Raw genomic sequence first — 22,669 nt, forward strand, 5'->3', positions numbered from 1 at the left:
GCATTCTGGCCGGCGCGCTTTGCGCACAGCTGCTCTTTCGGCCGCAGCGTTGATCCTGTGCGCGCCGGCTGACGCGCAGACCAAGGGCGGCAGCACCGCGCTCGTTCCCTATACCAATTCCTACAACGGCCGTACGGCCCAAGTGACGGGCGCAATCATCGAATTGAAGGCCGTTAAGGTTGCCGAAAGTCGTGGCCTAACCGGTGCAGCGAGAGAGGCTTTCATCGCAAGCTCGCTCACCGCCGGTGGAATTGGTCTCGCCGAAGCCTCTAGGTCAAACGCACGTGTACAGAACGCGGCATTCGGCGCGGCCGCTGGTGGGCTCACTGGAGCGATCGCTTGGGGTGGTGGCTGTGTAGCCGTGGCGGTTGCAACCACGGCCGGTTTTGCAAGTCCGCTTTGCGCGATTCCAGCGCTTATCGGAGGGATTGCTTCAGGCGTCGCAGTCGGCGGCGTCATGGGTCTGTTCGCGGGTGGTGATGACACCAGGGTGACAAACCCAGGAAATCTGACGAGTGACGCCAATGTCACCGGCAACAGTGTTCCTAAAACTACGTATCAGACTGAGTATGGGACCGCGCATATCGCGACGTGGACTCCGACCGGTGATGGCGGTGAGCTTGTTTATCAACCGGGCTTTTCTCGATCGAATTTCGTCGTCAATCGGTGTGCAATCGTTAAAGAAGTCAGCGTCTATAAAGAGGCCTGTGCCCTCAATGCTCTCTCAAATCTTTCAACGCCATCTCATACTCTTTTAGATTTTGGCGTAGTTGGTTTTCGTGACTTTTACGTCGATTTTGCTGGCGGTAATCCCAGGAAGGTGCCGCAGTGCTCGTCGACCGCGCCGCAGTGCTATAGGATTTATGCTCCGAATGGCTGGACGGTCAACAATGGTCAGGGCACTGTGCTGGCTGTTTCCGCCGTCTCTTATCCAGCTGCGACGCAGGTGCCGATGCGCATCTACCAGCCTGTGTCACAGGTCGGCTATCCGTTGGGCGCGCTCGCAGACAATCCGGCACTTGCTGGCAAGCTCGAGGTGGGGCTGTCGAACGAGTCCCTCGCCGCGCTGGGCAACGAGATCGCGCGCCATATGCCGAAGGGCCAAGGCGGGTACGAGTACGATCCGACCGATCCGATCACGGCTCAAGACGTCGCCGATGCGCTGGCGAAGTCACCCGGTCTCAAGCTCACGCTCGGGGATTTGCTGCGGCCGATCAATCCGCCAGGTCAGGGGGTCCAGCTTGGATCGAGCACCAAGGACGTCACGACCAACCCGGCTTACGTGAACCCCGTCTACAATACGGGCTCCAATCCCAATCCCGGCACCGGTCAGCAGACCGGCACTAGCCCGGATAACCCGACCTACACCAAGGAGGTCGCCCCCACGGCTTCGGAAAAAGACGGCGCCGTAGCCGCCATCATGGCGCCGCTGCAGGGCCTGCTGGACAGCATTCCGAAGCCTGAGTGGATTCTCCGCGACGTGCAGTGTCCGGCATTGTCGATCGATATGCGCGGACCGAACATGCAGATGATCGGCCTCGATTTCAGAGTTGATACCGATTTTCACTGCGTTCTCGCTGAGCAATTTCGGGCGGCAATTCAGGCGTTCATTTTGTTTGCAGCTGGTCTCGCCGCGTGGCGGCGAGCGATCTCGGCCTAACGTGGGCGCACCGCAGCAAGCTTGCGAGGATGCGAACACGTTAGGACGGATCGATTAGAGGAAGATATCGATGGGTGGCATTATTTACTGGACGATCAGGGCGACTGTTATTGTTGCATGGATCGCATTCCTTGTTGCGCTGATCCCGAGTACTGGTTTTGTCGATTATCTCAATCAGCTGCCGGACTTTGTTGTCTATTGGCTCGGCTATTTCCTTTTCGTCACTTATCACACCATCGTCATGACGGGCGATCTCGCGCGTTTTGTCATTCGTAGGTTCAACCCGTAATGCAGACCTTCACCGGATATTTCGGCGTCCAAGGCTCCGGAAAGAGCTTCGAGATCGTCAAGAACGTGATCGTTCCGGCTTTGCGCGACACCAATCGGCGCGTTGTTGCCAACATTGACGGTCTCAATGCTGACGCGATCTCCGAATTCCTCGGCAAAGACGTTCGCGATCGTATCGTGCTCTATGACGATGAGGACATTGTCAAACCTGGCTTCATTCCGACCGCGAGGGAGGTGGATGACGCTTTTTCGGAAGCGACCGTGCAGCCGGGCGACCTGCTGATCGTCGACGAGGCGGCCCGCTATTTCGGAACGACCAAGAAGCCGCCCGAGCACGTCATCGACTTCATCCGCATGGCGCGGCACTACACCGACGATAACGGTATGCCGTGCAATATCGTCATCGCCGCTCAGGCACTGACGATGATCCACAAGGATCTGCGGTCGATGCTGTCGACTGTCACCAAGTGTCGCAAGCACATCGATGTCGGCAAGCCGGATCGATATGTGGTGCATGTATACGCGGGTGACCGGCCTATCCGTGACGCGCTCTCGAGTGTGCATCAGGAAAAGTACGATCCGGAGATCTTCCCGCTCTACAAGAGCCATGCCGGTGGCGCAGGTCAGGAAGTGATGGTCGATGATCGCGTCAACTTCATGAAGGGCGGCCAGTTCAAGCGGTTGAAGATGGGAATCGCGATCTCAGCGATTATCGCGCTCACGTGCTGCTTTATGGCGTGGCGCTGGTTTTCGCGCATTCAGGAGGAGGCCAAGGCTCCTGGCAAGGCTCAGTTCGCTGCTACCGCGTCGAGTGGAGTCGGCCAACCCCCTGTGACTAAGTCGAGTTCGAGTACCAAGCGTCGGATCCTCGGCACTGTGCTTGGCCGCGACGGCCGCGAATATCTCATGCTCGATACGCCGGAAGGCGTGGTTGTACGCCTCGCCGATTCAGCAATTCATACGGAAATGGGTGTTTTTCTCGATGCGGATGGTATCTCTTACAGCTCTCTTGCTCCTGTCGAGCCCGATGCCGGCGGTAAGCGCGCCGGTGCAAGCATCCTCGGGAATTGATGTTCGCGCGGCCCGGCTGGCCGATGTCATCGACACATATTACCGGGTGATGTCGAACTCTCCCTATGTGATCTGTCCGAGCGTTACAGGCGCGCTTGGCAAGGTTTCTGTCCGCGCGCCGTCCAGCATGACGCGCCAGGCGCTGCAGACGTTGCTTCGGGTCAATGGCTTCTCGCTCCGCCGCGAGAAGGGTATCGACGTGGTCTGCGATCTCGAGCAGCCGAAGGTTGCCAGTGTTACGCCTGGCACGATCGAGCCCTATGGTCCGCCTGAGGGTTTTGTGCCGCAGGGCAACCCGCTTTCTCCTCCTGCGTCTGGGGTTTCGCCACTGATTGTGGAGGGCCCCACGCCAGCTTCCTCGGCGCCCACCGAGGCCGCGCCGGCGGATCGTGCTCGTCTGGTTTATCGTGTTCGCCACAGGGCTTCAGAGGAGCTCCTTGCGGTGCTACAGTCGGCCGGGATTGGCACGTTCACTTCGGTGGGCGTCGGGACTGCTCGAGTTGATGGTGCGTCCAGCTCAACTCTCGGCGGCCAATCTGGCGATCTCATCCTTTGGACTGGAAACAAGGACGATCGCGATGCCGCGCGTGAGATTCTAGAGCAGGTCGATCAGCCGCTCGCTCGCGCATATGTCGAGATCGCAGCCGTTGCTGTCGGTGATGTCCAGACCAGCTCGCGTTCGCTGTCAATCGTCGGCGACGCACTCGGCATCGGTGCTTCGCTCGGATCCGCCGGTGGCGGTTTGTCGATTGATGTTGGAGGGCTTAGCGTAAATTTTGACGCGCTCGAAACCTCGCGCCAGCTCAGGGTTGTTAAGCGCTGGTCCGGGTATATCACCAGCGGGCGTGACATCGAGTCTAAGAATGGTGGTTCGGTGCCCGTGATCTCGGCTCTCACCGAGAGCTCGACCGGTCGTGTGACTCAGGCGGTTAGCTATCAGCCGACCGGTCTTACGATGCGCGTGCGTCCGACTGTGCTCGATAATGTTGTGCGTCTCGCCGTCGATCTGCAGGACCAATCAGTTGCCGGCGGAACCTCGACCGCACCCGTTTTCGAAACGCGTTCGCTGACCGGTGAGATGGAGGTCTGTTTCGGCTGCGTGAGCGTAATCTCGAATCTCGACGATCAGGCGACTGATAGGACGAAGGATACGTTCTTGGGTTTCATTCCGCTCGGCTCGAGCAAGCACCGTCATAGGATCAAGTTGATCTACATTGCTTACGTGCGTGCGAAGCATGAGGCGCCGCATTCGCCGAGCTGGGGTCACGTACGTTACGCCGTGTACCCGAGGCTCTGATTGCGCCCGACAGTTGCAGGTCTGCAACTCGCACGCCTCGCCTTCCAGAGGTCTGGAGTTGCGGACGAGCAGGCTATAGACTGGCGGGAGCGTAGTCGGACTATGAACAGCGTGACGACAAAGGTGCTGTCGACCGTCAACGCCCCATATGGGGTGAACCTTTCAGCGCACCAGCTTGCCGCGAAAATCGCTGATCCGGAGAGCGCGAGTTCATTTGACGCATCTGTCTTCGCCTTCTTCTCCGAGGTGAAACCGGCGCTGCAGATCGAATTCATCGAAGCGATGGGAGTCAACGAGAGTAAGGCCCGCTGTGTCGCTAGGCAGTTCGCGGCCAAGTCAGGTTTGGCGCTACCGCTCGCTGATTAAACCGCCATCCCTAGGCGGGGCGCGGAGCTGGGCTGCAACGCTATGCTGCGTGACCGTTTAGCGCGGGCTTCATCGAATTCCGCTTGCCATCGCGTCGCTCGAAATTGACAAGTGATGTTCTTGGGGGAGGATAGCGATGCAACTTGAACGCGCGCGCATCAAGAATTTCCGGTCACTTCGTGATGTCGAAGTTACGTTCGGTGCACATACCGCGCTCATCGGCGGCAACGGCGCAGGCAAATCGTCGATCCTGAAAGCCATCGAGAAGTTCTACTCCACCTCAAAGAGTTGTGACATCGATGACTTCTTCGGGCGTGATCAAGGACAACCAATCGAAATCGAGCTGACATTTCATCAGCTCAGTGAACAGGAAGCCGCAGCGTTCGAGGATCGAGTGCGAGATGGGAAGCTGGTCGTTACCCGCATTTTCGATGGAAGCTCTTCAAGCGGCCGCTATCATGGCGTCGTTCCACAAATTCCCGACTTCGTCGCGATTCGCACGCATACCACTGCAACGCCGAAGCGCGCAGCTTACAACGCTCTGCGCGAGAACAATCCTGCATATGCCGGACTCCCGGCTGCCGCTAGCCAAGCGGCCGTGGATCAAGCGTTGTTGGATTGGGAAGCAAATCATCCCGATCAACTGGTATTGCTCCCCGACGATGGTCAGTTTTTCGGTTTCCAAAATAACAGTCGCGGCAAGCTCCAGCGGCACACCAGCTTTGTATTCATCCCTGCGGTACGAGAAGCCTCGGCGGATGCAGCGGACGGCAAAACGAGCGTTATCGGCAAGCTGCTCGAACTATTGGTGCGCAGTCAGATTCTCCAACGGCCTGATGTTCAGGCATTCAAGGCGCAGATGACCGAGGCCTATCAGGCGCTGGTTTCCGCCGAAAACATGCCCGAACTCGGCGCGCTTGCTGGGACGCTCACGGCCGATCTGCGTAGTCTATACCAAGATGCCGAAGTTTCGTTGAACTGGCGCGAAATCGGCGAGATGCCGGTTCCGCTGCCGATGGCGGACGTGTTTCTCAAGGATGATGGTTTCGGCGGTCCGGTGGACAGGCAAGGTCATGGCCTCCAGCGCGCGTTTATCTTCACGCTTCTCCAACATCTCGCGCGAACGGCGGTCCCGGAAAATGACCAGCTAACGGGTGAGGGGGGCGCTGAAAACGGCGATGTTCCGCCAGTTGCCGCCCCAGTTGCGGCGCAGGCCCCGACCCTGATCCTGGCGATTGAAGAACCCGAGCTTTACCAGCATCCCACCAAACAGCGGCACTTTGCCGAGGTGTTGAGGGGCCTGAGCGGTGGCACACTCCCCGGCGTCCAAGGTCATACGCAGATTATCTTCGGCTCGCACTCACCAATGTTTATTTCGATGGGCAAAGCCGATGAGATCAGGCTGACGCGGCGTTCTGCTTGCGCAGATAGCGAGTTCAAGCAGTGCACCGTGCAGGCGCTCGACCTCTCGAGCGTTGCTCAGAAGCTGAGAACTGGGTGGGACAAGCCGCCGGACCAGTACACCGCACAGACGCTCATTCCGCGGCTGCACATCCTCGGCGCTGAACTTTCCGAAGGTTTCTTTGCTAGCGGCGTGATCCTGGTTGAGGGCCGGAGCGACAAAGCCGCAATAACTGCGACAGCACGAATGATGGGCGTGAGCTTCGAGGCGGCCGGGATCGCGATCCTATCGGCCGAAGGAAAAGCGAACCTTGATCGTCCTTACGTGATCTATCGCGAGCTGGGCATTCCAACGTTTATGGTCTGGGATTGTGATCAGCAACTGGCGGAAGAGAAGCGATCGCCGGCGACTGATCTCGCCCTTAGTAAGCTTGCTAAACCAGATCAGCATTTCGACGCCGCGCCCGCAGCCGACCTTATCGCCGATTGCTATGCTCATTTTGAGAAAACGCTGGAGCTCAGGCTTAAGGAAGATCTTACGCCGGCTATTCATACCGCGTGTCTTGCTGCCGCCTGCGAACCCTTCGGAGTCCATCCAAGTAAAGACAGCCAGAAAATTCCCGACGTGATGTATGAAACGCTGTTGCGTGCCAAGGAGCAGGGGCACGAGAGCGAAACGCTCAAGAATCTTGTCCGTGCAATGTGGCGCTTCTTCCGTGATGAGGAAATCGCTGACCTTCCCCACGCGCAAGCTCCGATACCGGCCGCGTGAGTTGCAGGTCTGCAACGGGCTCGTGGGCACCCTGCCCACCCACAGGTATCTTTCTGAATCCAAACGTTAAAACGACGGTTTTCCATTCACGTTAGAGTGCCGTTGCAGATCTGCAACTCGCACGAAATCACCTTCAGATGCGATCAATTGACCTGGAACAAGATGGGAACATAAGGCATAATGCATGTCGTCGATTCGCGACGCCGATCGCAAACCCTTGAAGGAATGTGCGGGCCGTGTAATCGACGCGTTGCGATTATCGGATCGTCGCCTTGGTTCGATCGAAAGGGAGGGATCGTGCGAAGCGTCGAATTGTTCACGGGTTGCGGCGGCCTTGGGCTCGGCCTCTCCTGCTCGGGTTTTGACCATGACCTCCTCGTCGAGTGGGACGAGGACGCGGTTGAGACTGTGCTTCACAACAAGTCGCTCGGCATCAAGCATATCGAGCACTGGCCGATCGTCCGCAGCGATGTGCGCGAGATCGATTGGAAGCGGTACGCTGGCGCCGAGCTCGTTGCCGGCGGCCCTCCCTGTCAACCATTCAGCATCGGCGGCAAGCACAAGGGCGACGACGATCACCGTGACATGTGGCCGCAGGCGATCCGCGCCGTGCGGGAGATTCAACCTTCGGGATTCCTGTTCGAGAACGTTCGCGGCTTGGCTCGCCCCAAGTTTCAGCCCTATCTCGATTCCATCGTTCAACGTCTCCGTCGCCCGGGTGGCGCTCGCTATGTTGTTCGCGTTTTCCAAGTGAACGCGGCCGATTTTGGCGCTCCGCAGAAGCGTCATCGTGTCGTAATCGCTGGCGTTCGATCCGACATTGCGTCCGAGCTGCCCGCGCTCGAGCAGACGCATTCGCGCGATCGTCTCCTCTGGGAGCAGTTCGTCACTGGGGACTATTGGCGCGAGCATGGTCTCGAGCGCAGCCTCGACTCCTACGATGCGATCGACGCCGGGGCTGTGCGTCGGCTGCGGAAGCTCGACGTCGAGCCGACCGGCAAGAGGTGGGTCACGGTTCGTGACGCGCTGAAGGGGCTTGGCGAGCCCAATGGCAAGAAGAACCACGTCTTCCAGCCCGGTGCGCGCGTCTACAAGGGACACACGGGGAGTCCGCTGGATCAGCCGGCAAAAGCGCTGAAGGCTGGCGATCATGGCGTCCCTGGGGGCGAAAACATGATGGTGATGTCAGACGGCAGCGTTCGCTACTTCACGATCCGCGAAGCCGCTCGTCTGCAGGGCCTGCCGGACGATTACACATTTCCGAGGAGCTGGACCGAAAGCATGCGGCAGCTCGGCAACGCCGTTCCGGTGCAGCTTTCCCAAGCCGTTGGCGGGTGGATGGCAGCCATTCTGTCGACGGATGGGGGGAGAGTTTCTATAGCGGCTTAATGCCGGGGGAAGCTCACGAGTCGCACACTGCGGCTGCCAACATCATCGACGTCGCTCCTAGGGGCTACGTTGAATATGAAATCGACATCGAGCGCGTGCTGCGTACCGATTTGCCTGGCGTGCTCGATCAGATGGCGATCGCGCCGCTAACTGAAGAAGCGGTGATGGCGATCCCACCGGGAGCCAAGGGCGCCTATGTGTTGTTCGAGAACGGGCACCCGGTATACGCTGGCAAGACCGATACTCGGCATGGCTTTCGCGATCGTCTGACGCGACACGCCGGCACGATCCAGCATCGCCACAACCTTGATCCGGCGACCATCGGTTTCAAAGCGATCCGGATCCTCGTTTTCAGCAACTTCGATGTGGAAGCGATCCTGATCGGCGCCCTTCGCAAGGCCGACGCCACAGCGCTTCGCTGGAATGACACTGGTTTCGGATCGAACGACCCGGGGCACCGCCGCGAAACCCAGGAGCCAGCGGATTTCGACAAACAGCGGCCGGTGGATATCGATCGGCCGCTTGGCGTGACGCCAGGCAATTACGCGCCGCTTGAGCTGCTCATCGCATTGAAAGACGGGCTGCCCTATACCTTTCGCTATCAAACGGATGCCGTTGCGCCCGCTCCGGGGAAGAAGAGGACGTCGGCTCACTATCGGACTGGTCATGCTGATCAGCGGGACGCAGCGCCGGTAACGGTAAATGAAGGCGACAGCCTTCGTGCGATTTTGAAGAAGATTCTTGCGGTCCTACCCGCCGGTTGGCGTGTTACGGTCTTCCCCGATCGGGTGATTTTGTATGCCGAGCCGACCGAATACGAATTCGCCATCGAGGCCTTCGAAAAATAGGGGCCGTCGCGAGCCGCTCACCCGCTCGGAGGTCATGTCTCGGGTCCGAGGCAAAGACACGAAGCCGGAAATGCGCGTTAGGCTCGCTCTGTATTCGGCTGGACTTCGATACCGGCTCCAAGCGCGTGAACTGGCCGGTCGGCCCGACATCGTGTTTCGATCGGCCCGCTTGGCGATCTTCGTTCATGGATGCTTCTGGCACCGCCATCCTGGCTGCGGGCATGCGCGAATGCCAAAGTCCCGATTGGACTTCTGGGAAGCGAAGCTCGCCGGCAACGTTGAGCGCGATCACCGCCATGAAGAACAGCTTCGTTCTGCCGGGTGGAACGTGCTGACCATATGGGAGTGCGAGACTCGCGATCCGGCTCGAATGAGCGAGATTGTATCGGAGGTGAAGCGCCTAGTTCGAGCTCGTCTGGGCCTGAACGGAACCGTCGGCAGCTGATCACAGACCGGCGAAAACTTCCTCCATCTGCTGCTTTTGTAACTCAGCAGTAGCAACGGCGCTGGCTCGAGCTACGTGAGCCTGGCGATGCATCGCTGCTGCCGCGCCAAGACTCGCCAGCGCGATCAGTACCGTAGCGCCGGCGATAATCCTCATTGCGATAATTGAATTTGAAGCGCTGACCCACATCATTTCGACTTCCGCTTCTCAGAGTCTTGCTTCGATCTGACGGGCAAAACTTCAACCTCGACGGAAGGCGTCGGCTTCAACGGGAGCTGTTTCGGATCACCGAAATGTTGGATGCGGCGCTTGGGCCGCTCTCGCTTGGTGATCTCATTTTCCACGGCCACGCGGACGAAGTCCGTCCGGTCCTCGCCCTCGCTCAGCACGGCTGCGATGCGCTCGAAGGTACCTTCGGCGAATCTCGCCTGCATGTCTTCAGCCCAACGCTTTTTCCTGCCCACGCGTAGGGGCGTAGCGCATATGACTTTCGAGTCGCAAGGCGGATTATTTCTCATATGACCTATTGCCTCTTTTCTCATACGTGATATTTTTATATCGCATATGAGATAAAGGGGGAAGAGATGTCCGCCAAATTGCGCTTTTCCGACGTTATCGAGCCGTTTGCGCAGCACCGCGACGTTGTGTGCCTGTACTACGTAAGGGGTGCGAAGTCCGTAATCGTCACCGGCATCAGCCCCACTCATTCGGGCGCCGTGGTCCTCGACGATTTTGGGGAATGCTTGGGCTCTCGCGCCTCGAAAAGCGCGGCCTTGGCCTCGCTCCGCAGCAACTAAAAAGACGGGCAGCTGGTCGGCCGCCCGTCTCTCAGATCAGCTCGCGCTCATCGCTTAGCGGCCACTTTCTATAGCGAGCTCGTCCACGAGACAAGGTTGCCAGGCTGCCCCTGCCAAGGGGATAGTCCATGTCGTTCAATCGATTTCTGGAGCATCTAGCTCCCCTCGCTAGTAGTTCTGAGTTCCGACTTGCGACGTTCGTGAATGTTGGAGCCGCCGGCATCATCGTCGGCATCATCGTCGGCCTGTACGTTTCGTTCCAGGTCGACTTCGGCGAGGCCGTGTTTGCTGCGACGGCGGTTGTGAACGTCGTCTGCGCCGTTCAGCTTATAACCGTCGGTGCCTTTCTGATGGTGTCCGCGCTGCGTGGACGTTTGTGATGAGCGCCCGCGCTGGTTTCACGGCAGTGCTCGAGTCCACCATCAGCGGAGCCGAAGGCTCCGCCTTGGTAGATAGAAGTAACAGTGTTGCCAGTCGACGTCCCTCTGTCCTCCGCCGCGCAGCGGCGAAACTGCTCAAGGGTCATGCGCCTCGGACAGAAGAAGAGCGTTTTGAAGCCGGTGACGAGGCGGGCAGCTGGTATCCAGTGACCGCATGCTGCCAAAGTGCGCATCGGAACGCGACCTCCATTACTGCATTGCAGCGCCAGTCGGGCTCGACAACCTGGGCGGGCATCATGCGCTGCGGGTCCGTGTGGCTCTGCGGCGAATGCGCGCAGAAAATCGAGAAGGTGCGCGGCGACGAAGTTAAGCGCTTGATCGAGACCGCTCGGGCACGCGGCATGGTGGTCGTGATGCTAACCCACACCTTCCCGCATAAGATCGCTGATACCTGCCGCGAGAGCATGGACGGCCTGGCTGACGCGCTTCGTAAAATGCGTCAGCGCGGTGGTTATCAGCGCTTCCGGAAAACGCTCGGTTTTGTCGGGCTTGTCCGCTCTACCGAAGTGACGCACGGGCGCAACGGCTGGCATCCTCACGTGCATGAAATCTGGATCCTCGACCCGATTGAAGCCACGATCGGCATTGATAAAATGGAAACGAAAGAGCTCGAGCAGCTGGTCGCGGACAAGGTCTTTCCGCAGTGGGAAGCGGCCGCTGTGAGTGTGTTCGGCGAGGATCGTGCTCCTACCCGCGCGCATGGTATCGACGTTTCGCACGTTTGGTCATCGAACGATTACCTAGCGAAGTGCCCGGATCGAGCCGCACAGCTCGAAGCTTCTGGCAAGAGTCGCTGGGCCGCCGATGCCGAGATGACAAAAACGACGGTGAAGAAGGGCCGTCACTCTTCGCGCACATTCTGGGAAATCCTCGAGTCCGCTGTCGAAGGCAAAGAGAGGGATCGCGAGCTCGTCCGCGATTACGCTCGCGGCACCTGGCGGAAGCGTCGTATGTATTGGACCCCGGGCCGCGAAACGAAGGATGGCTATGTCGAAGGCCTTCGCGAGCGCTTTGATATCGGCGAGGAACTCTCGGACGAGCAGATTGCCGAGGGCGAACTCCCCATGACCGGCGAACAGTCGAGAGCCGAGCTCGAGAAGAAGGATCCGATCAGCGTATCCGTGGAATTCGAACTGCACAGCATTGCAGCGCTGGGGCGCCATTACCTTGCCGATCTTCTCGATCGCGCTGGCCAGGATAAATCGATCCTCCAGATTGCGAAGTTGGACGGTTGGCAGCTTGAACGGCTGACCGATCATGTTGAGGGTTACCCTCGATATTCTGCTGTTCATCACGACGCGCGGCGCGGCGCCATGCGCAGCGGAGCATTCGAAGTGCTCAAGTTTGAGGGTGACGGCCGGAGCGAGGGGCCGAAGGATTACAAATGGACTGCTCCAGCTTCTGCAGTGCGCAGGGAGCACTCGAAATGACCGCGCCCGCTCACTTCAAAGAGTCCGATATCGTACGTGCCTTCAAGGGTGCAAAGAAGGCTGGCTTCGAACGTGTGCGTGTGACGGTGGACAGGTTCGGCAATCTCGTGATCGATGTCGGTGGTGAGGCCGCTATGAACGATGTCAGGGGGAACGAATGGGACGTCGTGCTGCCGGTAGCGTAGAGAAGCTGCCGAAATACACCTCGAGTTATCTCGATCGGCACGGCAAGCGCCGTTACCGCTTTCGCAAGGGCGAGACGGATGTGACCATGAAGGCGCATCCCGGTACGCGGGCTCATCCGAGCGCTGAATACAAGATGCTGCTGGCGGGTCATGTTCCGGCGAACTTAAATCAGCGTGTTGTGGCTGGGACGATCGAGGATCTGATCATTCGCTATTATTCCAGCGCCGACTTCAATAGCGCCGGTGCCACCACGCAGGCAAAAAATAGGTCGATCCTCGAGGCATTTCGTGTCGAGCATGGATCAAAGCGGGCGGACACGATCAAGTTCTATCACGTCGAAGCTATGCTGGTTGCGAAAGCGGCCATCGGTGTGGATGATCGCGGCCGAAAGATCGGCGGGCCCTTCGCCGCCGAACGGTTCCGCAAGTTGCTGCGCCGTCTCTTCGCACACGCGCTGAAACTGCAGGGAGCCGGCGTGGTTGGCTACGCCTGCATCAGCGGCAATCCTGTTGAGCTCGCTGACGCGCCCGCAACACCGAAAACGACGGGCTTCCACACCTGGACTGACGGCGAGATCGATCAGTTTCGGGCTCATCACCGCGTTGGGACGAAGGCGCGCTTGGCGCTCGAAATTCTTCGCTGGACGATGCAGCGGGGAGGCGATGCTCGTACCTTCAGCCCCACGCAGCGGCGCAATGGTCAAATCGAGGTCTGGAACGAGAAGAACCAGAAGTTCACCTGGGTGCCGGAGCCTGTACAGCTCACAGAAGCGATTCAAGCGATGAGCGCGATCGGAGCGCATACGATCCTCGTCACCGACTGGGGTAAGCCATTTTCTGAGAAGGGCTTCAGTCAGTGGTTTAAAAAGCAATGTGTCGCTGCGGGTCTTCCGCACTGCACGGCCCACGGTGTACGCAAATCGACAGCACGGCAGCTAGCCGAACATGTGGATGCGACTCAGCAGCAGCTGAAAGCGGCGGGGGGCTGGAGTGGTGATCGCGAGGTTTCCACCTATGTTGCCGAGGCAAATCAAAAGAAGTTGGCCCGGACAGCTCTCACCCGGCTTGCTCATTGGGATCTGGCCAACCAACAAACTTCGCAGAAGAAGGGCGAAACTGATGGCTGATCGGGTGATGATGATCGATCCACCGGATGGTCATGCATACGGTTTCCCCAAAGTTTATGATGGCGATCCAGAGCAGCACCTCGACGATTGGCTTCGCGAGAATGGGTATCCTGAAGAGCTGATCGACCGCTTCCCGGCGGGCGTTCCGTGTCGAGTCTACTGGCGAAGGAGAAGTGGGGCCGATGAACGATCCGCTGGTTGAGATGCAGATCATCGACCGGTTGACGCCGCATTTCCCAGCGCCGGCGCTCGCATGGACTTGGTACCGAACTGAGCCAATCGCAGGCTTCGGCGGCCTCACTGCGGAGCAGCTGGTCGCGCTTGGACGAGGCCTTGAAGTGCTCGAATACATCGATGCCGTCGACGCTGGAATTTTCGCCTAGTGTCTAACCTCATTACTGGGTTAGACACAAAACCGGCGTAAGTTACTGAAATTACGCGCGATTTTGTAGGGGGTGGAGGCCCGAGCCGGAATCGAACCGGCGTGCACGGATTTGCAGTCCGCTGCGTCACCACTCCGCCATCGGGCCCCGATCAGGTGGTGGTCGGCGCCAATGCCCGCGCCCGGGGCGGCGTGTCAACCGGATAGCGCCGAATCCACACTCGTGCAGGAAGTTCTTACACCGGCTTGGCTGGGCTCCGCGAGCACGATATGCAGCCTCGCGACAACAACTGTATTGCATGACTAAAACAGTTGTGCGACATCGAGGACGATGATGACGACGACCTTCCCCGACACCGACATCGCGCGCCACGCGATGGTGGCCAGCCAGCTCCGGACGAGTGGAGTCAGCGACGCACGCGTGGTCGAGGCGATGGCGGCGGTGCCGCGCGAGAAGTTCGTGCCGGGCCATGACGCGCTCGCCTATCGCGACACGCCGCTGCCGCTGCCCGGCGGCCGCAAGCAGAACCCGCCGCTCGCCACCGGGCGGCTGCTGACCGAGGTCGGGATCGGCGCCGGCGACAAGGTGCTGCTGATCGGCGCGACCGCCGGCTATACCGCCGCTGTGCTGGCGAGGCTCGCGCGGGAGGTGGTCGCGGTCGAAAGCGATTCGGTGCTTGCCGGTATGGCGCGCGAGGCGCTGGCGGGAACCGACAACGTCACCGTCATCGAGGGCGATCTCGCCGCCGGCCATCCGGACGGCGCGCCCTATGACGTGCTGCTGATCGACGGCGCGGTCGAGGTGTTGCCGGCGAAGCTGGTCGAGCAGCTCCATCCCGGCGGGCGGATCGGCACCGGGATCGTCGACCGCGGGGTGACGCGCCTCGCGACCGGCGTCCGCACCGGGGGCGGTCACGGCCTCGCCGATTTCGCCGACATCGACTGCGCGCTGCTGCCCGGCTTCGCCCGGCCGCGCGGGTTCCAATTTCCGGGATGATGATGCGACGCTTTCTTCTGACGGCCGCCGGGGGGGTGGCGATCTCAGCCCTGCTCGCGACGCCCGCGTCCGCGGACACGCTGCGCGAGGCGCTGGTGCGCGCCTACAACACCAACCCGACGCTCAGCGCGGCGCGGGCTGACCTGCGCGCGCAGGACGAGAATGTGCCGATCGCCCGCGCGGACGGCCTGCCCTCGGTGCAGTCGCAAGCCGACTTCACCGAGACGATGAAGAACGCGCAGAACAATTTCCTGGCGCCGGAGCGGGCGCTCAACGCCAGCGCGAGCGTCAGCTATCCGATCCTCAGCTTCGGCGCGGTGCGCAATTCGGTGAACGCCGCCCGCACCCGCGTCGAGGCCGGTCGCGCCAGCCTGCGCGGCACCGAGGCGGACCTCTTCACCGCGGTGGTCGCCGCCTACATGGACGTGATCCGCGACGAGGCGATCGTCGCGCTCAACCGGCAGAACGTCCGCGCGCTGCAGGTCAACCTCCAGGCGACGCGCGACCGGTTCGAGGTCGGCGACCTCACCCGCACCGACGTCGCCCAGTCGGAGGCGCGGCTCGCGGTGGCGGAGGGCCAGCTCCGCTCGGCCGAGGCGCAGCTGATCGCCAGCCGCGAAGGTTATGTGCGCATCATCGGCACGCCCCCGGGCGCGCTGGAGGAGCCGCCGGCGCTGCCGAACCTGCCGAGCAATCCCGACGGGGCGGTCGGCGTCGCGCTCGACAACAATCCGCTGCTGCTCGCCGCGGCGAAGGCGCGCGACGCCACGCGCTACGACGTCAGCGTCGCCAAGACGGCCCGGCTGCCGCGCGTCAACGTGATCGTCGGCGGGACCTATTACAATTATCTGGGCACCCTCTCCAGCGCGAGCGGGACACCCGGCAACGGCATCGGCGCCACCGCCGGCCTGTCGATGACCTTGCCGCTGTTCCAGGGCGGCCGCCCCTCCGCGCAGGTCCGCCAGGCGCAGGCGCGGCGATCGCAAGCGATCGAGCAGGTGACCGAGACCGAACGCGGCGTCATCGCCCAGACGCGCTCCGCCTATGCGAGCTGGCAGTCGGCGCAGCAGGTGATCCACAGCAGCGAGATCGCGGTCCAGGCCAACAAGCTCTCGCTGGAGGGCGTCCGCGCCGAGAACAGCGTCGGCACCCGCACCATCCTCGACATCCTCAACGCCGAGCAGGAGCTGCTCAATTCACAGGTGACGCTGGTGACCGCGCGGCGCGACGCCTATGTCGCCGGCTTCGCGCTGCTCGCGGCGATGGGCCAGGCGGAGGCCAAGGACCTCGGCCTCGACGGCGGGCCGCTCTATGATCCGGTCGCCAACTATAACCGGGTCAAGGGCAACATCAACGATTGGGACGATGATCCCGACCCGCAGCCGATCGCGACCCGCACCGTTGATACGCCCGCGCAGACGCCGGTGATCGGCCCAAACGCCGAGCTCAACGACCCCGCGCTGCAGCGCCCCGTTGACAGCACCCCGGCCAATCCCGCAGTTACACCGCGTTAACGACGCGTTGTTCTTGCGATGAGGAGACGGCTGATGGGAGACGTCAGCTCGGAGCCGACGATGGAGGAAATCCTCTCCTCGATCAAAAGGGTGATCGAGGAGAGCGAGGCCGCGCCCGCCGCCCGCAAGCCCCGGCCGGTACGCCCGATGGCGCCGCCGCCCGCGGTGGAACGCGACGAGGTGCTGGAGCTGTCGGACCGCGCTTCCGTCTCCAAGGCGCCGGAGGACGAGCAGGCCGCGCCGGCTGGACCCGAGCCGATCATCTCCCCCGACGTCGCCGAGGCGAGCCGCGGCCCGCTGGAGACGCTGTCGCGCATGGTGGTGAAGCCCGGTGTTGCGGGCAGCGACACGCTGGAGGGCCTGGTGCGCGAGATGCTGCGGCCGATGCTCCGCGAATGGCTCGACACCCACCTGCCCGAGATCGTCGAGGCGATGGTCGCGCGGGAGATCGCGCGCATCTCGGGACGCGAGCCCTAGCCTATCCGGCATCGCCGCCGATCGCATGGAGCGGATGCAGGCGCGCGGGTGGTCGCGTCGTGACCGAATCGGACCGTTGACGCCCAATCCCCCTCGTGAGACATGATATCTATCACAGGGGAGACCGGGCGATGCGCAAGATCCTCGCGGCGGCGGCTATCCTGACGCTCGCCGGCTGCGGCAGCATCCAGAAGGCGCAGCCCTCCCAGGACGAGGCCCTGGCGACAGCGGAGGCGCCCACGGAAGCGCCTCGCCTCAAGGAAGCCGGGACTGCGCCGGAACCGCTCAAGGTCGTCGTCCCGCAGATGGCGTACAGCTACGGCTATGTCTTCCGCTTGCCGGAACGGGCCATCGCCAAGGTCCAGGGCCGCCATGTCGCGCTGTGCGACGCGCTCGGGCCGACGCGCTGCCAGCTCCTCTCGATGGAAAGCGCGGGCGGCGACGAGGACGCTGCCTCGGCGAAGCTCAAGCTCCGCGTCGCCAGCGGCGTCGCACGGAAATTCGGCGCGGAGCTGACGAGCGTGGTCACCGGCGCCGGCGGCCGCGCGGTTTCCAGCACCATCACCGCCGAGGACGTCTCGAAGGACATCGTCGACACCGAGGCCCGGCTGAAGCAACGCGAACTGCTCGTCGCCCGACTCACCGAGGTCCTCCGCACCCGCCAGGGCAAGGTCGCCGAGCTGGTCGAAGCCGAACGCAGCGTCGCCGCCGCGCAGGAGGAGATCGATCAGGCCAAGGGCTGGCTCGCCGAGCTGCGCGGCCGGGTCGCGATGTCGACGGTCGAAATCCGGTATCAGGCGATCGCGCCGGGGCCCGCCGCGGCGCGCGGCGGTCTGGCCGATGCGGTGGTGCAGTCGGCGAGCCTGTTCGTCGGCGGTCTGAGCGCGATCCTCCAGCTCGCGATCATCCTCGCGCCCTGGGCGCTGCTGATCGGCGTCATCGTCTTCGCCGCGCGCCGGCTGCTTCCGCGCTGGCGGCCGAGGCGGAGCGAACGGATCGAACCGGAGGCGTCCGCGGCTGATTGATTGACGGCGCCCCATACCGTATAGGCGGCGCCCTTCCCGCCCCGGCGCGAGCACGTTCCGTGCCGCCGGGGCTGCTCTTTTTCCAAGGGGACCGTCGCCGATGGCTCGCCGCCGCCAGATCTACGAGGGCAAGGCCAAGATCCTGTACGAGGGTCCGGAGCCGGGCACGCTGATCCAGTATTTCAAGGACGACGCGACCGCGTTCAACGCGCAGAAGAAGGGCACGATCAGCGGCAAGGGCGTCCTCAACAATCGCATTTCCGAGCATATCTTCACACTGCTCGCCAACATCGGCGTGCCGACGCATTTCATCCGCCGGCTCAACATGCGCGAGCAGCTCATCCGCCAGGTCGAGATCGTGCCGATCGAGGTGGTGGTGCGCAACGTCGCCGCCGGATCGCTGTCGAAGCGGCTCGGGATCGAGGAGGGCACGCAGCTGCCCCGCACGATCATCGAATATTGCCTGAAGGACGATGCGCTCGGCGATCCGATGGTCAGCGACGAGCATATCCTCTGCTTCGGCTGGGCGAGCCAGGACGAGCTCCACGACATCGCCGACCTCGCGATCCGGGTGAACGACTTCCTCTCCGGCCTGTTCGCGGGGATCGGCATCCGCCTGGTCGACTTCAAGCTCGAGTTCGGGCGGATCTGGGACAACGACTACAGCCGCATCATCCTGGCCGACGAGATCAGTCCGGACAATTGCCGCCTGTGGGACATGGTCACCAACGAGAAGCTCGACAAGGATCGCTTCCGCCGCGACCTCGGCGGCGAGGTCGAGGCCTATCAGGAGGTCGCCCGCCGGCTCGGCCTGCTGCCCGAAGGCGCCGATTCGGCGGTGCTCGACCTCGAATCGCACCGCAAGCGCCGCGGCAAGTAAGCCCGGCTTCGGCGCCGTTCCGGAGGCAATCTTCAACGGGCCTTAGCGCCGTCCACCTACTCCTGCGCTCGACCTCGACGGGCGGACGGGAGATGTTCGGACATGCGGTGCCCGGTCCTGATCGCGGCGATGCCGTTGGTCCTGTCCACGCTCCCTGCCTCGGCGCAGGAGACGCTCGGCACGCCGGCATCGCAGCAGCTCCTCGCCCAGGCCGAAGCGCTCGTCCAGGCGAAGCGTTTCGCCGATGCGGAGCCGCTGATCGCGGCGCTGTCGCGCTCGCCGGAGATGCGGCTGCAAGGCCGCTTCCTCGCCGGCTACGCCGCTGCCGAACAAGGCGACTACAAGCGCGCGGCCGAGCTGTTCAGGGCGATCCTGGCCGACAATCCCGGCCAGACCCGCGTCCGGCTCGAGCTGGCGCGTGCGCTGATCGGGCTCGGCAAGACCGCGAGCGCCGACCGCCAGCTCAGGATCGCGCAGCAGGACGACGAGCTGCCGCCCGACCTCGCCCGCATCATCCGCGGCGTGCGCGAGGTGATCCGGTCGCAGCGGCCGTGGCGGCTCGACATGGACTTCGGCATCGCGCCGGACAGCAACATCAACGGCGCCACCTCCGCCGACCGGATCAACATCCAACTCGGCGACATCACCTTGCCCGTTGCGCTCGACGATACCATCAGGGCGCGCTCGGGCACCGGGCAAGTCGCGAGCCTCAACGCCGGCCTGCGCCTGCCGGTGTCGGGCAGAACGGCGTTGCTGGTCGACCTCAACGGCAGCGGCAGCAACTATCGAGGCCGTGAGTTTGACGATTATCTGGTCCAGCTCGCCGCCGGCCCGCAGCTCAATCTGTCGGACGACGCCAGCCTGTTCGGCCAGCTCGTCGGCGCGCAGCGCTGGTACGGCGGACGGAGCGTCAGCCGTCAGCTCGGTACCCGTCTCGGCGGCCAGCTCGCGGTCGCCGACAAGACCCGCCTCGGCATCCAGTTCGACGCGCGTCGCACCACGGCGCTGTTCGACCGCGCCTACAGCGGCTGGCAGCTGGGACTTTACGCCAATGCCGAGCGCTCGGTCTCGTCGTCGCTCGTCGTTACCGGCGGCCTGTTCGCACGCCGCGACCTGCTGCGGACGCCGATCTACTCCAATGCCGAGCTCGGCGGCTCGCTCGGCCTTGGCGGCACGCTGCCGCTGGGGATCAGCTTCGTGCTGAACGGCGTTGTATCGCACGCGAGCTACAACGCACCGTTGACGATCTTCTCGCCCCATCCGCGCAGGGACTGGCGGCTCAGCGGCGGCCTGTCGCTCGGCGCTCGCAAGTTCGGCTACATGGGCTTCTCGCCCTCGGCGCAGCTCAGCTATTCGCGGACCGATTCCACCCTCCCCTTCTTCGCCAACGATCGGCTGCGCCTCCGCCTCGCCCTCACGCGCTATTTCTGACGCCGTTCCCACCTTGCCCTCGCCGCGCCGAGACGCCATAGGCGCGGCCATGAAACTCCGCATCGTGGTGACGCTCAAGAACGGCGTGCTCGACCCGCAGGGCAAGGCGATCGAGCACGCGCTCGCCGGCCTCGGCTTCTCCGGCGTGGATCAGGTCCGTGCCGGCAAGGTGTTCGAGCTCGACGTCGCCGACGGCACGTCGGACGCCCAGATCGACGAGATGTGCCGCAAGCTGCTCGCCAACACGGTGATCGAGAATTATCGCGTGGAGAAGGCGGCATGAAGACGGCGGTGATCGTCTTCCCGGGCTCCAACTGCGACCGGGACCTGGCGGTCGCGCTGGAGGAGGTGACGGGCAAGCGGCCGGACATGGTCTGGCACGGCGAGGCCGAGCTTCCCGACCGTCTCGGCCTGGTCGCGCTGCCGGGCGGCTTCTCCTACGGCGATTACCTGCGCAGCGGCGCGATGGCGGCGCGCTCGCCGGTGATGCGCGCGGTGGTCGAGGCGGCCGGGCGCGGCGTGCCGGTGCTGGGCGTGTGCAACGGCTTCCAGGTGCTGACCGAGGCGGGACTGCTGCCCGGCGCGCTGATGCGCAATGCCGGCCTCGACTTCGTCTGCCGCGACGTGGCGCTGAGCGTCGAGAACAGCCAGAGCCTGTTCACCAGCCGCTATCGCTCCGGCGAGACGCTGAGCGTGCCCGTGGCGCATCACGACGGCAATTACGTCGCCGACGACGAGACGCTCGACCGCCTCGAGGGCGAAGGGCGTGTCGCCTTTCGTTACGCCGAACCCGTCAACGGATCGGCGCGGTCGATCGCGGGCATCCTCAATGCCGAGGGCAATGTGCTCGGCATGATGCCCCACCCCGAGCGCAAGATCGAGGCCGCGCACGGCGGCACCGACGGGCGGCGGCTGTTCGAGGGGCTGCTCGAAGCGGTCGCCTGACGGCGCTAGCCGCGGAACTTCTTGCCGAATACGCTCGTCCAGCGGGCCAGCAGCGTGATCGCGGCCGGCCAGAACAGCGTGTTCCAGATGTCGTGCCAGTTGCCCCAGACATCCATTCGGGTGCGGAACACGACGCTGTCGCGCAGGTCCCAGACCTCTCCCGCAAGCGCGACGACCGCCACCGCGATCAGCGGCTTCCAGCTTCCGATCCGCCAGCGCAGCACCAGCAGCGTCGCGAAGAACACCGCCAGCCCGACATAGATGTGCAGCGCGTCCTTGGCGAGATGGACGTGGCTGATCAGCCAGATCTTGGCCGTCTGAAGATCGCTCATACCCTGGCCGAGAAAGGGGTGAAATCGGTGCCGCGATCGAACACGTCGACGCCCTCGCGGCGCTTGAGGAAGCCGACCACCGCATAGGTGACGGGGGTGAGGACGATCTCCCATCCCACTTTCAGCGCCCAATTGGTGACGAGCACCGCCACCACCTGCGAGTTCGGCCAGACGCCGAGGAAGGCAAGCGGATAGAAGATCAGGCTGTCGGCCGCCTGGCCGAACACGGTCGAGCCGATCGTCCGCGTCCACAGCATCCGGCCGCCGGTCAGCAGCTTCATCTTGGCAAGCACGAAGCTGTTGACGAACTCGCCGACCCAGAAGGCAACGACCGAAGCGAATACGATCCTGGGCACCTGCCCGAACACGGTCTCATAGGCGGCCTGGCCGGTCCAGCCGGCCGCAGGCGGCAGGCTGACCACCACCCAGCTCATCAGCGCCATGAACACCACCGCGACAAAACCTGCCCAGATGCACCGCCGCGCGCGGGCGTAGCCGTAGACCTCCGTCATCACATCTCCGATCACATAGGAGATCGGGAAGAAGAGGATACCGGCACCGAATATGAAGCCGCCTAGGCTCGCGACCTTGCCGGCGCCGATCACGTTCGACAAGAGAAGGATCGCGACGAACGCCGCCATCACCCAATCAAAATAGCGGAAATGCCCGCCCGAAACCTCGCGCGCGTCGACCGCGGCCGGTGCTGCCCCTTCGCTCATGCGAAACATCTATGAAGACGGTATCGCGGCGGCGCAATCCACGCTAATCGGCGCGGCAGGCGCCCGTAGCTCAGCTGGATAGAGCACGTGCCTTCTAAGCTCGTGGTCGCAGGTTCGAATCCTGCCGGGCGCGCCAGTTCATCAACGCGATCCGCGGTCATCTGGCGAGCGTGGCTGGCGGCGCAGCGGTTCGGGCGCCTAGCTCCTCGTCCGGTCGCTTTCGGAACCTTCCCGCTCCGCCGAGATCCGCTGAACGAGGCGCTCGGCAAGCGACCGGCGGAGCGCGGCCCCCCGCTCGATCTGCCGCCACGTATTGTAGCTGATCCCGAATCTGGGCTGCAGCGCTTCGTCGGTGCGGCCCGGGCAATTGGCGATCATGTGCCTCACGATATCGGGCGGAAGCGTGACCATGGACTGAGGCATCGTTTTTCCTTGCTGCGAGATGAGAGCG

General features: G+C 62.7%; 28 protein-coding genes and 2 tRNA genes. 24 read left to right on the forward strand and 6 right to left on the reverse strand.

Annotation, left to right across the window (positions count from 1 at the left end; genetic code table 11):
- Positions 1-49 precede the first annotated feature (49 nt).
- From ACMGER_RS11560 to ACMGER_RS11600, 9 genes are all read left to right on the forward strand, one after another.
- A complete protein-coding gene (locus tag ACMGER_RS11560; protein ID WP_436812289.1) occupies positions 50-1,660 on the forward strand; it encodes a hypothetical protein in 1,611 nt (536 codons plus the stop codon).
- A 70-nt stretch (positions 1,661-1,730) separates the two neighbouring features.
- Entirely contained in the window at positions 1,731-1,949 is a 219-nt protein-coding gene (locus ACMGER_RS11565; protein ID WP_436812290.1) for a hypothetical protein, read from the forward strand.
- Entirely contained in the window at positions 1,949-3,019 is a 1,071-nt protein-coding gene (locus tag ACMGER_RS11570; protein WP_436812291.1) for a zonular occludens toxin domain-containing protein, read from the forward strand. Before ACMGER_RS11565 ends, ACMGER_RS11570 begins: the two co-directional genes overlap by 1 nt.
- Positions 2,958-4,316: a secretin GspD/PilQ domain-containing protein gene (locus tag ACMGER_RS11575; RefSeq protein ID WP_436812292.1), complete on the forward strand. Its 1,359-nt coding sequence runs from the start codon at positions 2,958-2,960 to the stop codon at positions 4,314-4,316. The genes ACMGER_RS11570 and ACMGER_RS11575 overlap by 62 nt, the downstream gene beginning before the upstream one ends.
- A gap of 102 nt (positions 4,317-4,418) precedes the next feature.
- A complete protein-coding gene (locus ACMGER_RS11580; RefSeq protein ID WP_436812293.1) occupies positions 4,419-4,682 on the forward strand; it encodes a hypothetical protein in 264 nt (87 codons plus the stop codon).
- A 136-nt stretch (positions 4,683-4,818) separates the two neighbouring features.
- Complete coding sequence (locus tag ACMGER_RS11585; protein WP_436812294.1) at positions 4,819-6,855, forward strand: ATP-dependent nuclease; 2,037 nt, start codon at positions 4,819-4,821, stop codon at positions 6,853-6,855.
- A gap of 297 nt (positions 6,856-7,152) precedes the next feature.
- Entirely contained in the window at positions 7,153-8,244 is a 1,092-nt protein-coding gene (locus ACMGER_RS11590; RefSeq protein WP_436812295.1) for a DNA cytosine methyltransferase, read from the forward strand.
- Positions 8,244-9,092, forward strand: a complete 849-nt coding sequence (locus ACMGER_RS11595) for a GIY-YIG nuclease family protein (RefSeq protein ID WP_436812296.1) — start codon at positions 8,244-8,246, stop codon at positions 9,090-9,092. Before ACMGER_RS11590 ends, ACMGER_RS11595 begins: the two co-directional genes overlap by 1 nt.
- On the forward strand, positions 9,043-9,537 hold the full coding sequence (locus tag ACMGER_RS11600) for a very short patch repair endonuclease (RefSeq protein WP_436812297.1): 495 nt from the start codon (positions 9,043-9,045) through the stop codon (positions 9,535-9,537). Before ACMGER_RS11595 ends, ACMGER_RS11600 begins: the two co-directional genes overlap by 50 nt.
- Here ACMGER_RS11600 and ACMGER_RS11605 read toward each other — a convergent pair whose 3' ends face one another.
- Together ACMGER_RS11605 and ACMGER_RS11610 are read right to left on the reverse strand one after the other, a co-directional pair.
- Positions 9,538-9,729 carry a hypothetical protein gene (locus ACMGER_RS11605; protein ID WP_436812298.1) on the reverse strand — a complete coding sequence of 64 codons (192 nt, stop codon included), beginning with the start codon at positions 9,727-9,729 and terminating at the stop codon, positions 9,538-9,540.
- Positions 9,726-10,244, reverse strand: coding sequence for a hypothetical protein (locus ACMGER_RS11610; RefSeq protein WP_436812299.1), 519 nt, complete (start codon positions 10,242-10,244; stop codon positions 9,726-9,728). The genes ACMGER_RS11605 and ACMGER_RS11610 overlap by 4 nt, the downstream gene beginning before the upstream one ends.
- Positions 10,245-10,462: 218 nt before the next feature.
- Here ACMGER_RS11610 and ACMGER_RS11615 point away from each other — a divergent pair, with 218 nt between their 5' ends.
- The 6 genes from ACMGER_RS11615 to ACMGER_RS11640 are packed head-to-tail and all read left to right on the forward strand — an operon-like array spanning position 10,463 to position 13,899.
- Positions 10,463-10,714 carry a hypothetical protein gene (locus ACMGER_RS11615; RefSeq protein ID WP_436812300.1) on the forward strand — a complete coding sequence of 84 codons (252 nt, stop codon included), beginning with the start codon at positions 10,463-10,465 and terminating at the stop codon, positions 10,712-10,714.
- On the forward strand, positions 10,714-12,204 hold the full coding sequence (locus ACMGER_RS11620) for a rep family protein (RefSeq protein WP_436812301.1): 1,491 nt from the start codon (positions 10,714-10,716) through the stop codon (positions 12,202-12,204). The genes ACMGER_RS11615 and ACMGER_RS11620 overlap by 1 nt, the downstream gene beginning before the upstream one ends.
- Entirely contained in the window at positions 12,201-12,389 is a 189-nt protein-coding gene (locus ACMGER_RS11625; RefSeq protein WP_436812302.1) for a hypothetical protein, read from the forward strand. Before ACMGER_RS11620 ends, ACMGER_RS11625 begins: the two co-directional genes overlap by 4 nt.
- Entirely contained in the window at positions 12,362-13,516 is a 1,155-nt protein-coding gene (locus ACMGER_RS11630; protein WP_436812303.1) for a tyrosine-type recombinase/integrase, read from the forward strand. The genes ACMGER_RS11625 and ACMGER_RS11630 overlap by 28 nt, the downstream gene beginning before the upstream one ends.
- Positions 13,509-13,718: a hypothetical protein gene (locus tag ACMGER_RS11635; protein ID WP_436812304.1), complete on the forward strand. Its 210-nt coding sequence runs from the start codon at positions 13,509-13,511 to the stop codon at positions 13,716-13,718. The genes ACMGER_RS11630 and ACMGER_RS11635 overlap by 8 nt, the downstream gene beginning before the upstream one ends.
- Entirely contained in the window at positions 13,699-13,899 is a 201-nt protein-coding gene (locus tag ACMGER_RS11640) for a hypothetical protein (RefSeq protein ID WP_436812305.1), read from the forward strand. The genes ACMGER_RS11635 and ACMGER_RS11640 overlap by 20 nt, the downstream gene beginning before the upstream one ends.
- A gap of 73 nt (positions 13,900-13,972) precedes the next feature.
- Here the strand turns inward: ACMGER_RS11640 and ACMGER_RS11645 are convergent.
- Positions 13,973-14,046 (reverse strand) — tRNA-Cys (locus ACMGER_RS11645).
- A gap of 186 nt (positions 14,047-14,232) precedes the next feature.
- Between ACMGER_RS11645 and ACMGER_RS11650 the strand changes: the two genes are divergently transcribed.
- The 8 genes from ACMGER_RS11650 (at position 14,233) to purQ (ending at position 21,167) form a co-directional block, all read left to right on the forward strand.
- Positions 14,233-14,895, forward strand: coding sequence for a protein-L-isoaspartate O-methyltransferase family protein (locus ACMGER_RS11650; RefSeq protein WP_436812306.1), 663 nt, complete (start codon positions 14,233-14,235; stop codon positions 14,893-14,895).
- Entirely contained in the window at positions 14,895-16,409 is a 1,515-nt protein-coding gene (locus ACMGER_RS11655; RefSeq protein WP_436812307.1) for a TolC family outer membrane protein, read from the forward strand. Before ACMGER_RS11650 ends, ACMGER_RS11655 begins: the two co-directional genes overlap by 1 nt.
- Positions 16,410-16,442: 33 nt before the next feature.
- A complete protein-coding gene (locus ACMGER_RS11660; protein WP_436812308.1) occupies positions 16,443-16,886 on the forward strand; it encodes a DUF2497 domain-containing protein in 444 nt (147 codons plus the stop codon).
- 131 nt (positions 16,887-17,017) lie between these two features.
- Positions 17,018-17,911: a DUF4349 domain-containing protein gene (locus tag ACMGER_RS11665; protein ID WP_436812309.1), complete on the forward strand. Its 894-nt coding sequence runs from the start codon at positions 17,018-17,020 to the stop codon at positions 17,909-17,911.
- A 100-nt stretch (positions 17,912-18,011) separates the two neighbouring features.
- Complete coding sequence (purC, locus tag ACMGER_RS11670) at positions 18,012-18,791, forward strand: phosphoribosylaminoimidazolesuccinocarboxamide synthase (RefSeq protein WP_436812310.1); 780 nt, start codon at positions 18,012-18,014, stop codon at positions 18,789-18,791.
- A gap of 102 nt (positions 18,792-18,893) precedes the next feature.
- Positions 18,894-20,222 carry a surface lipoprotein assembly modifier gene (locus ACMGER_RS11675; RefSeq protein ID WP_436812311.1) on the forward strand — a complete coding sequence of 443 codons (1,329 nt, stop codon included), beginning with the start codon at positions 18,894-18,896 and terminating at the stop codon, positions 20,220-20,222.
- 49 nt (positions 20,223-20,271) lie between these two features.
- On the forward strand, positions 20,272-20,505 hold the full coding sequence (gene purS / locus ACMGER_RS11680) for a phosphoribosylformylglycinamidine synthase subunit PurS (RefSeq protein WP_233786386.1): 234 nt from the start codon (positions 20,272-20,274) through the stop codon (positions 20,503-20,505).
- Positions 20,502-21,167 (forward strand): phosphoribosylformylglycinamidine synthase subunit PurQ, encoded by a 666-nt coding sequence (gene purQ / locus ACMGER_RS11685; protein WP_436812312.1) that lies wholly within the window; start codon positions 20,502-20,504, stop codon positions 21,165-21,167. The genes purS and purQ overlap by 4 nt, the downstream gene beginning before the upstream one ends.
- 5 nt (positions 21,168-21,172) lie before the next feature.
- On the opposite strand, the gene ACMGER_RS11690 is transcribed toward purQ, so the two are convergent.
- Both ACMGER_RS11690 and ACMGER_RS11695 read right to left on the reverse strand, forming a co-directional pair.
- Entirely contained in the window at positions 21,173-21,499 is a 327-nt protein-coding gene (locus tag ACMGER_RS11690) for a hypothetical protein (protein ID WP_436812313.1), read from the reverse strand.
- On the reverse strand, positions 21,496-22,218 hold the full coding sequence (locus tag ACMGER_RS11695; protein ID WP_436812314.1) for a queuosine precursor transporter: 723 nt from the start codon (positions 22,216-22,218) through the stop codon (positions 21,496-21,498). Before ACMGER_RS11695 ends, ACMGER_RS11690 begins: the two co-directional genes overlap by 4 nt.
- Before the next feature lie 59 nt (positions 22,219-22,277).
- On the opposite strand from ACMGER_RS11695, the gene ACMGER_RS11700 reads away from it, so the two are divergent.
- Positions 22,278-22,354 (forward strand) — tRNA-Arg (locus ACMGER_RS11700).
- Between the two features lie 62 nt (positions 22,355-22,416).
- Here the strand turns inward: ACMGER_RS11700 and ACMGER_RS11705 are convergent.
- Positions 22,417-22,641, reverse strand: a complete 225-nt coding sequence (locus tag ACMGER_RS11705; RefSeq protein WP_436812315.1) for a hypothetical protein — start codon at positions 22,639-22,641, stop codon at positions 22,417-22,419.
- Between the last annotated feature and the right edge of the window lie 28 nt (positions 22,642-22,669).

It is taken from the genome of Sphingomonas astragali, from assembly GCF_051400615.1.
Classification (GTDB): Bacteria; Pseudomonadota; Alphaproteobacteria; order Sphingomonadales; family Sphingomonadaceae; genus Sphingomonas.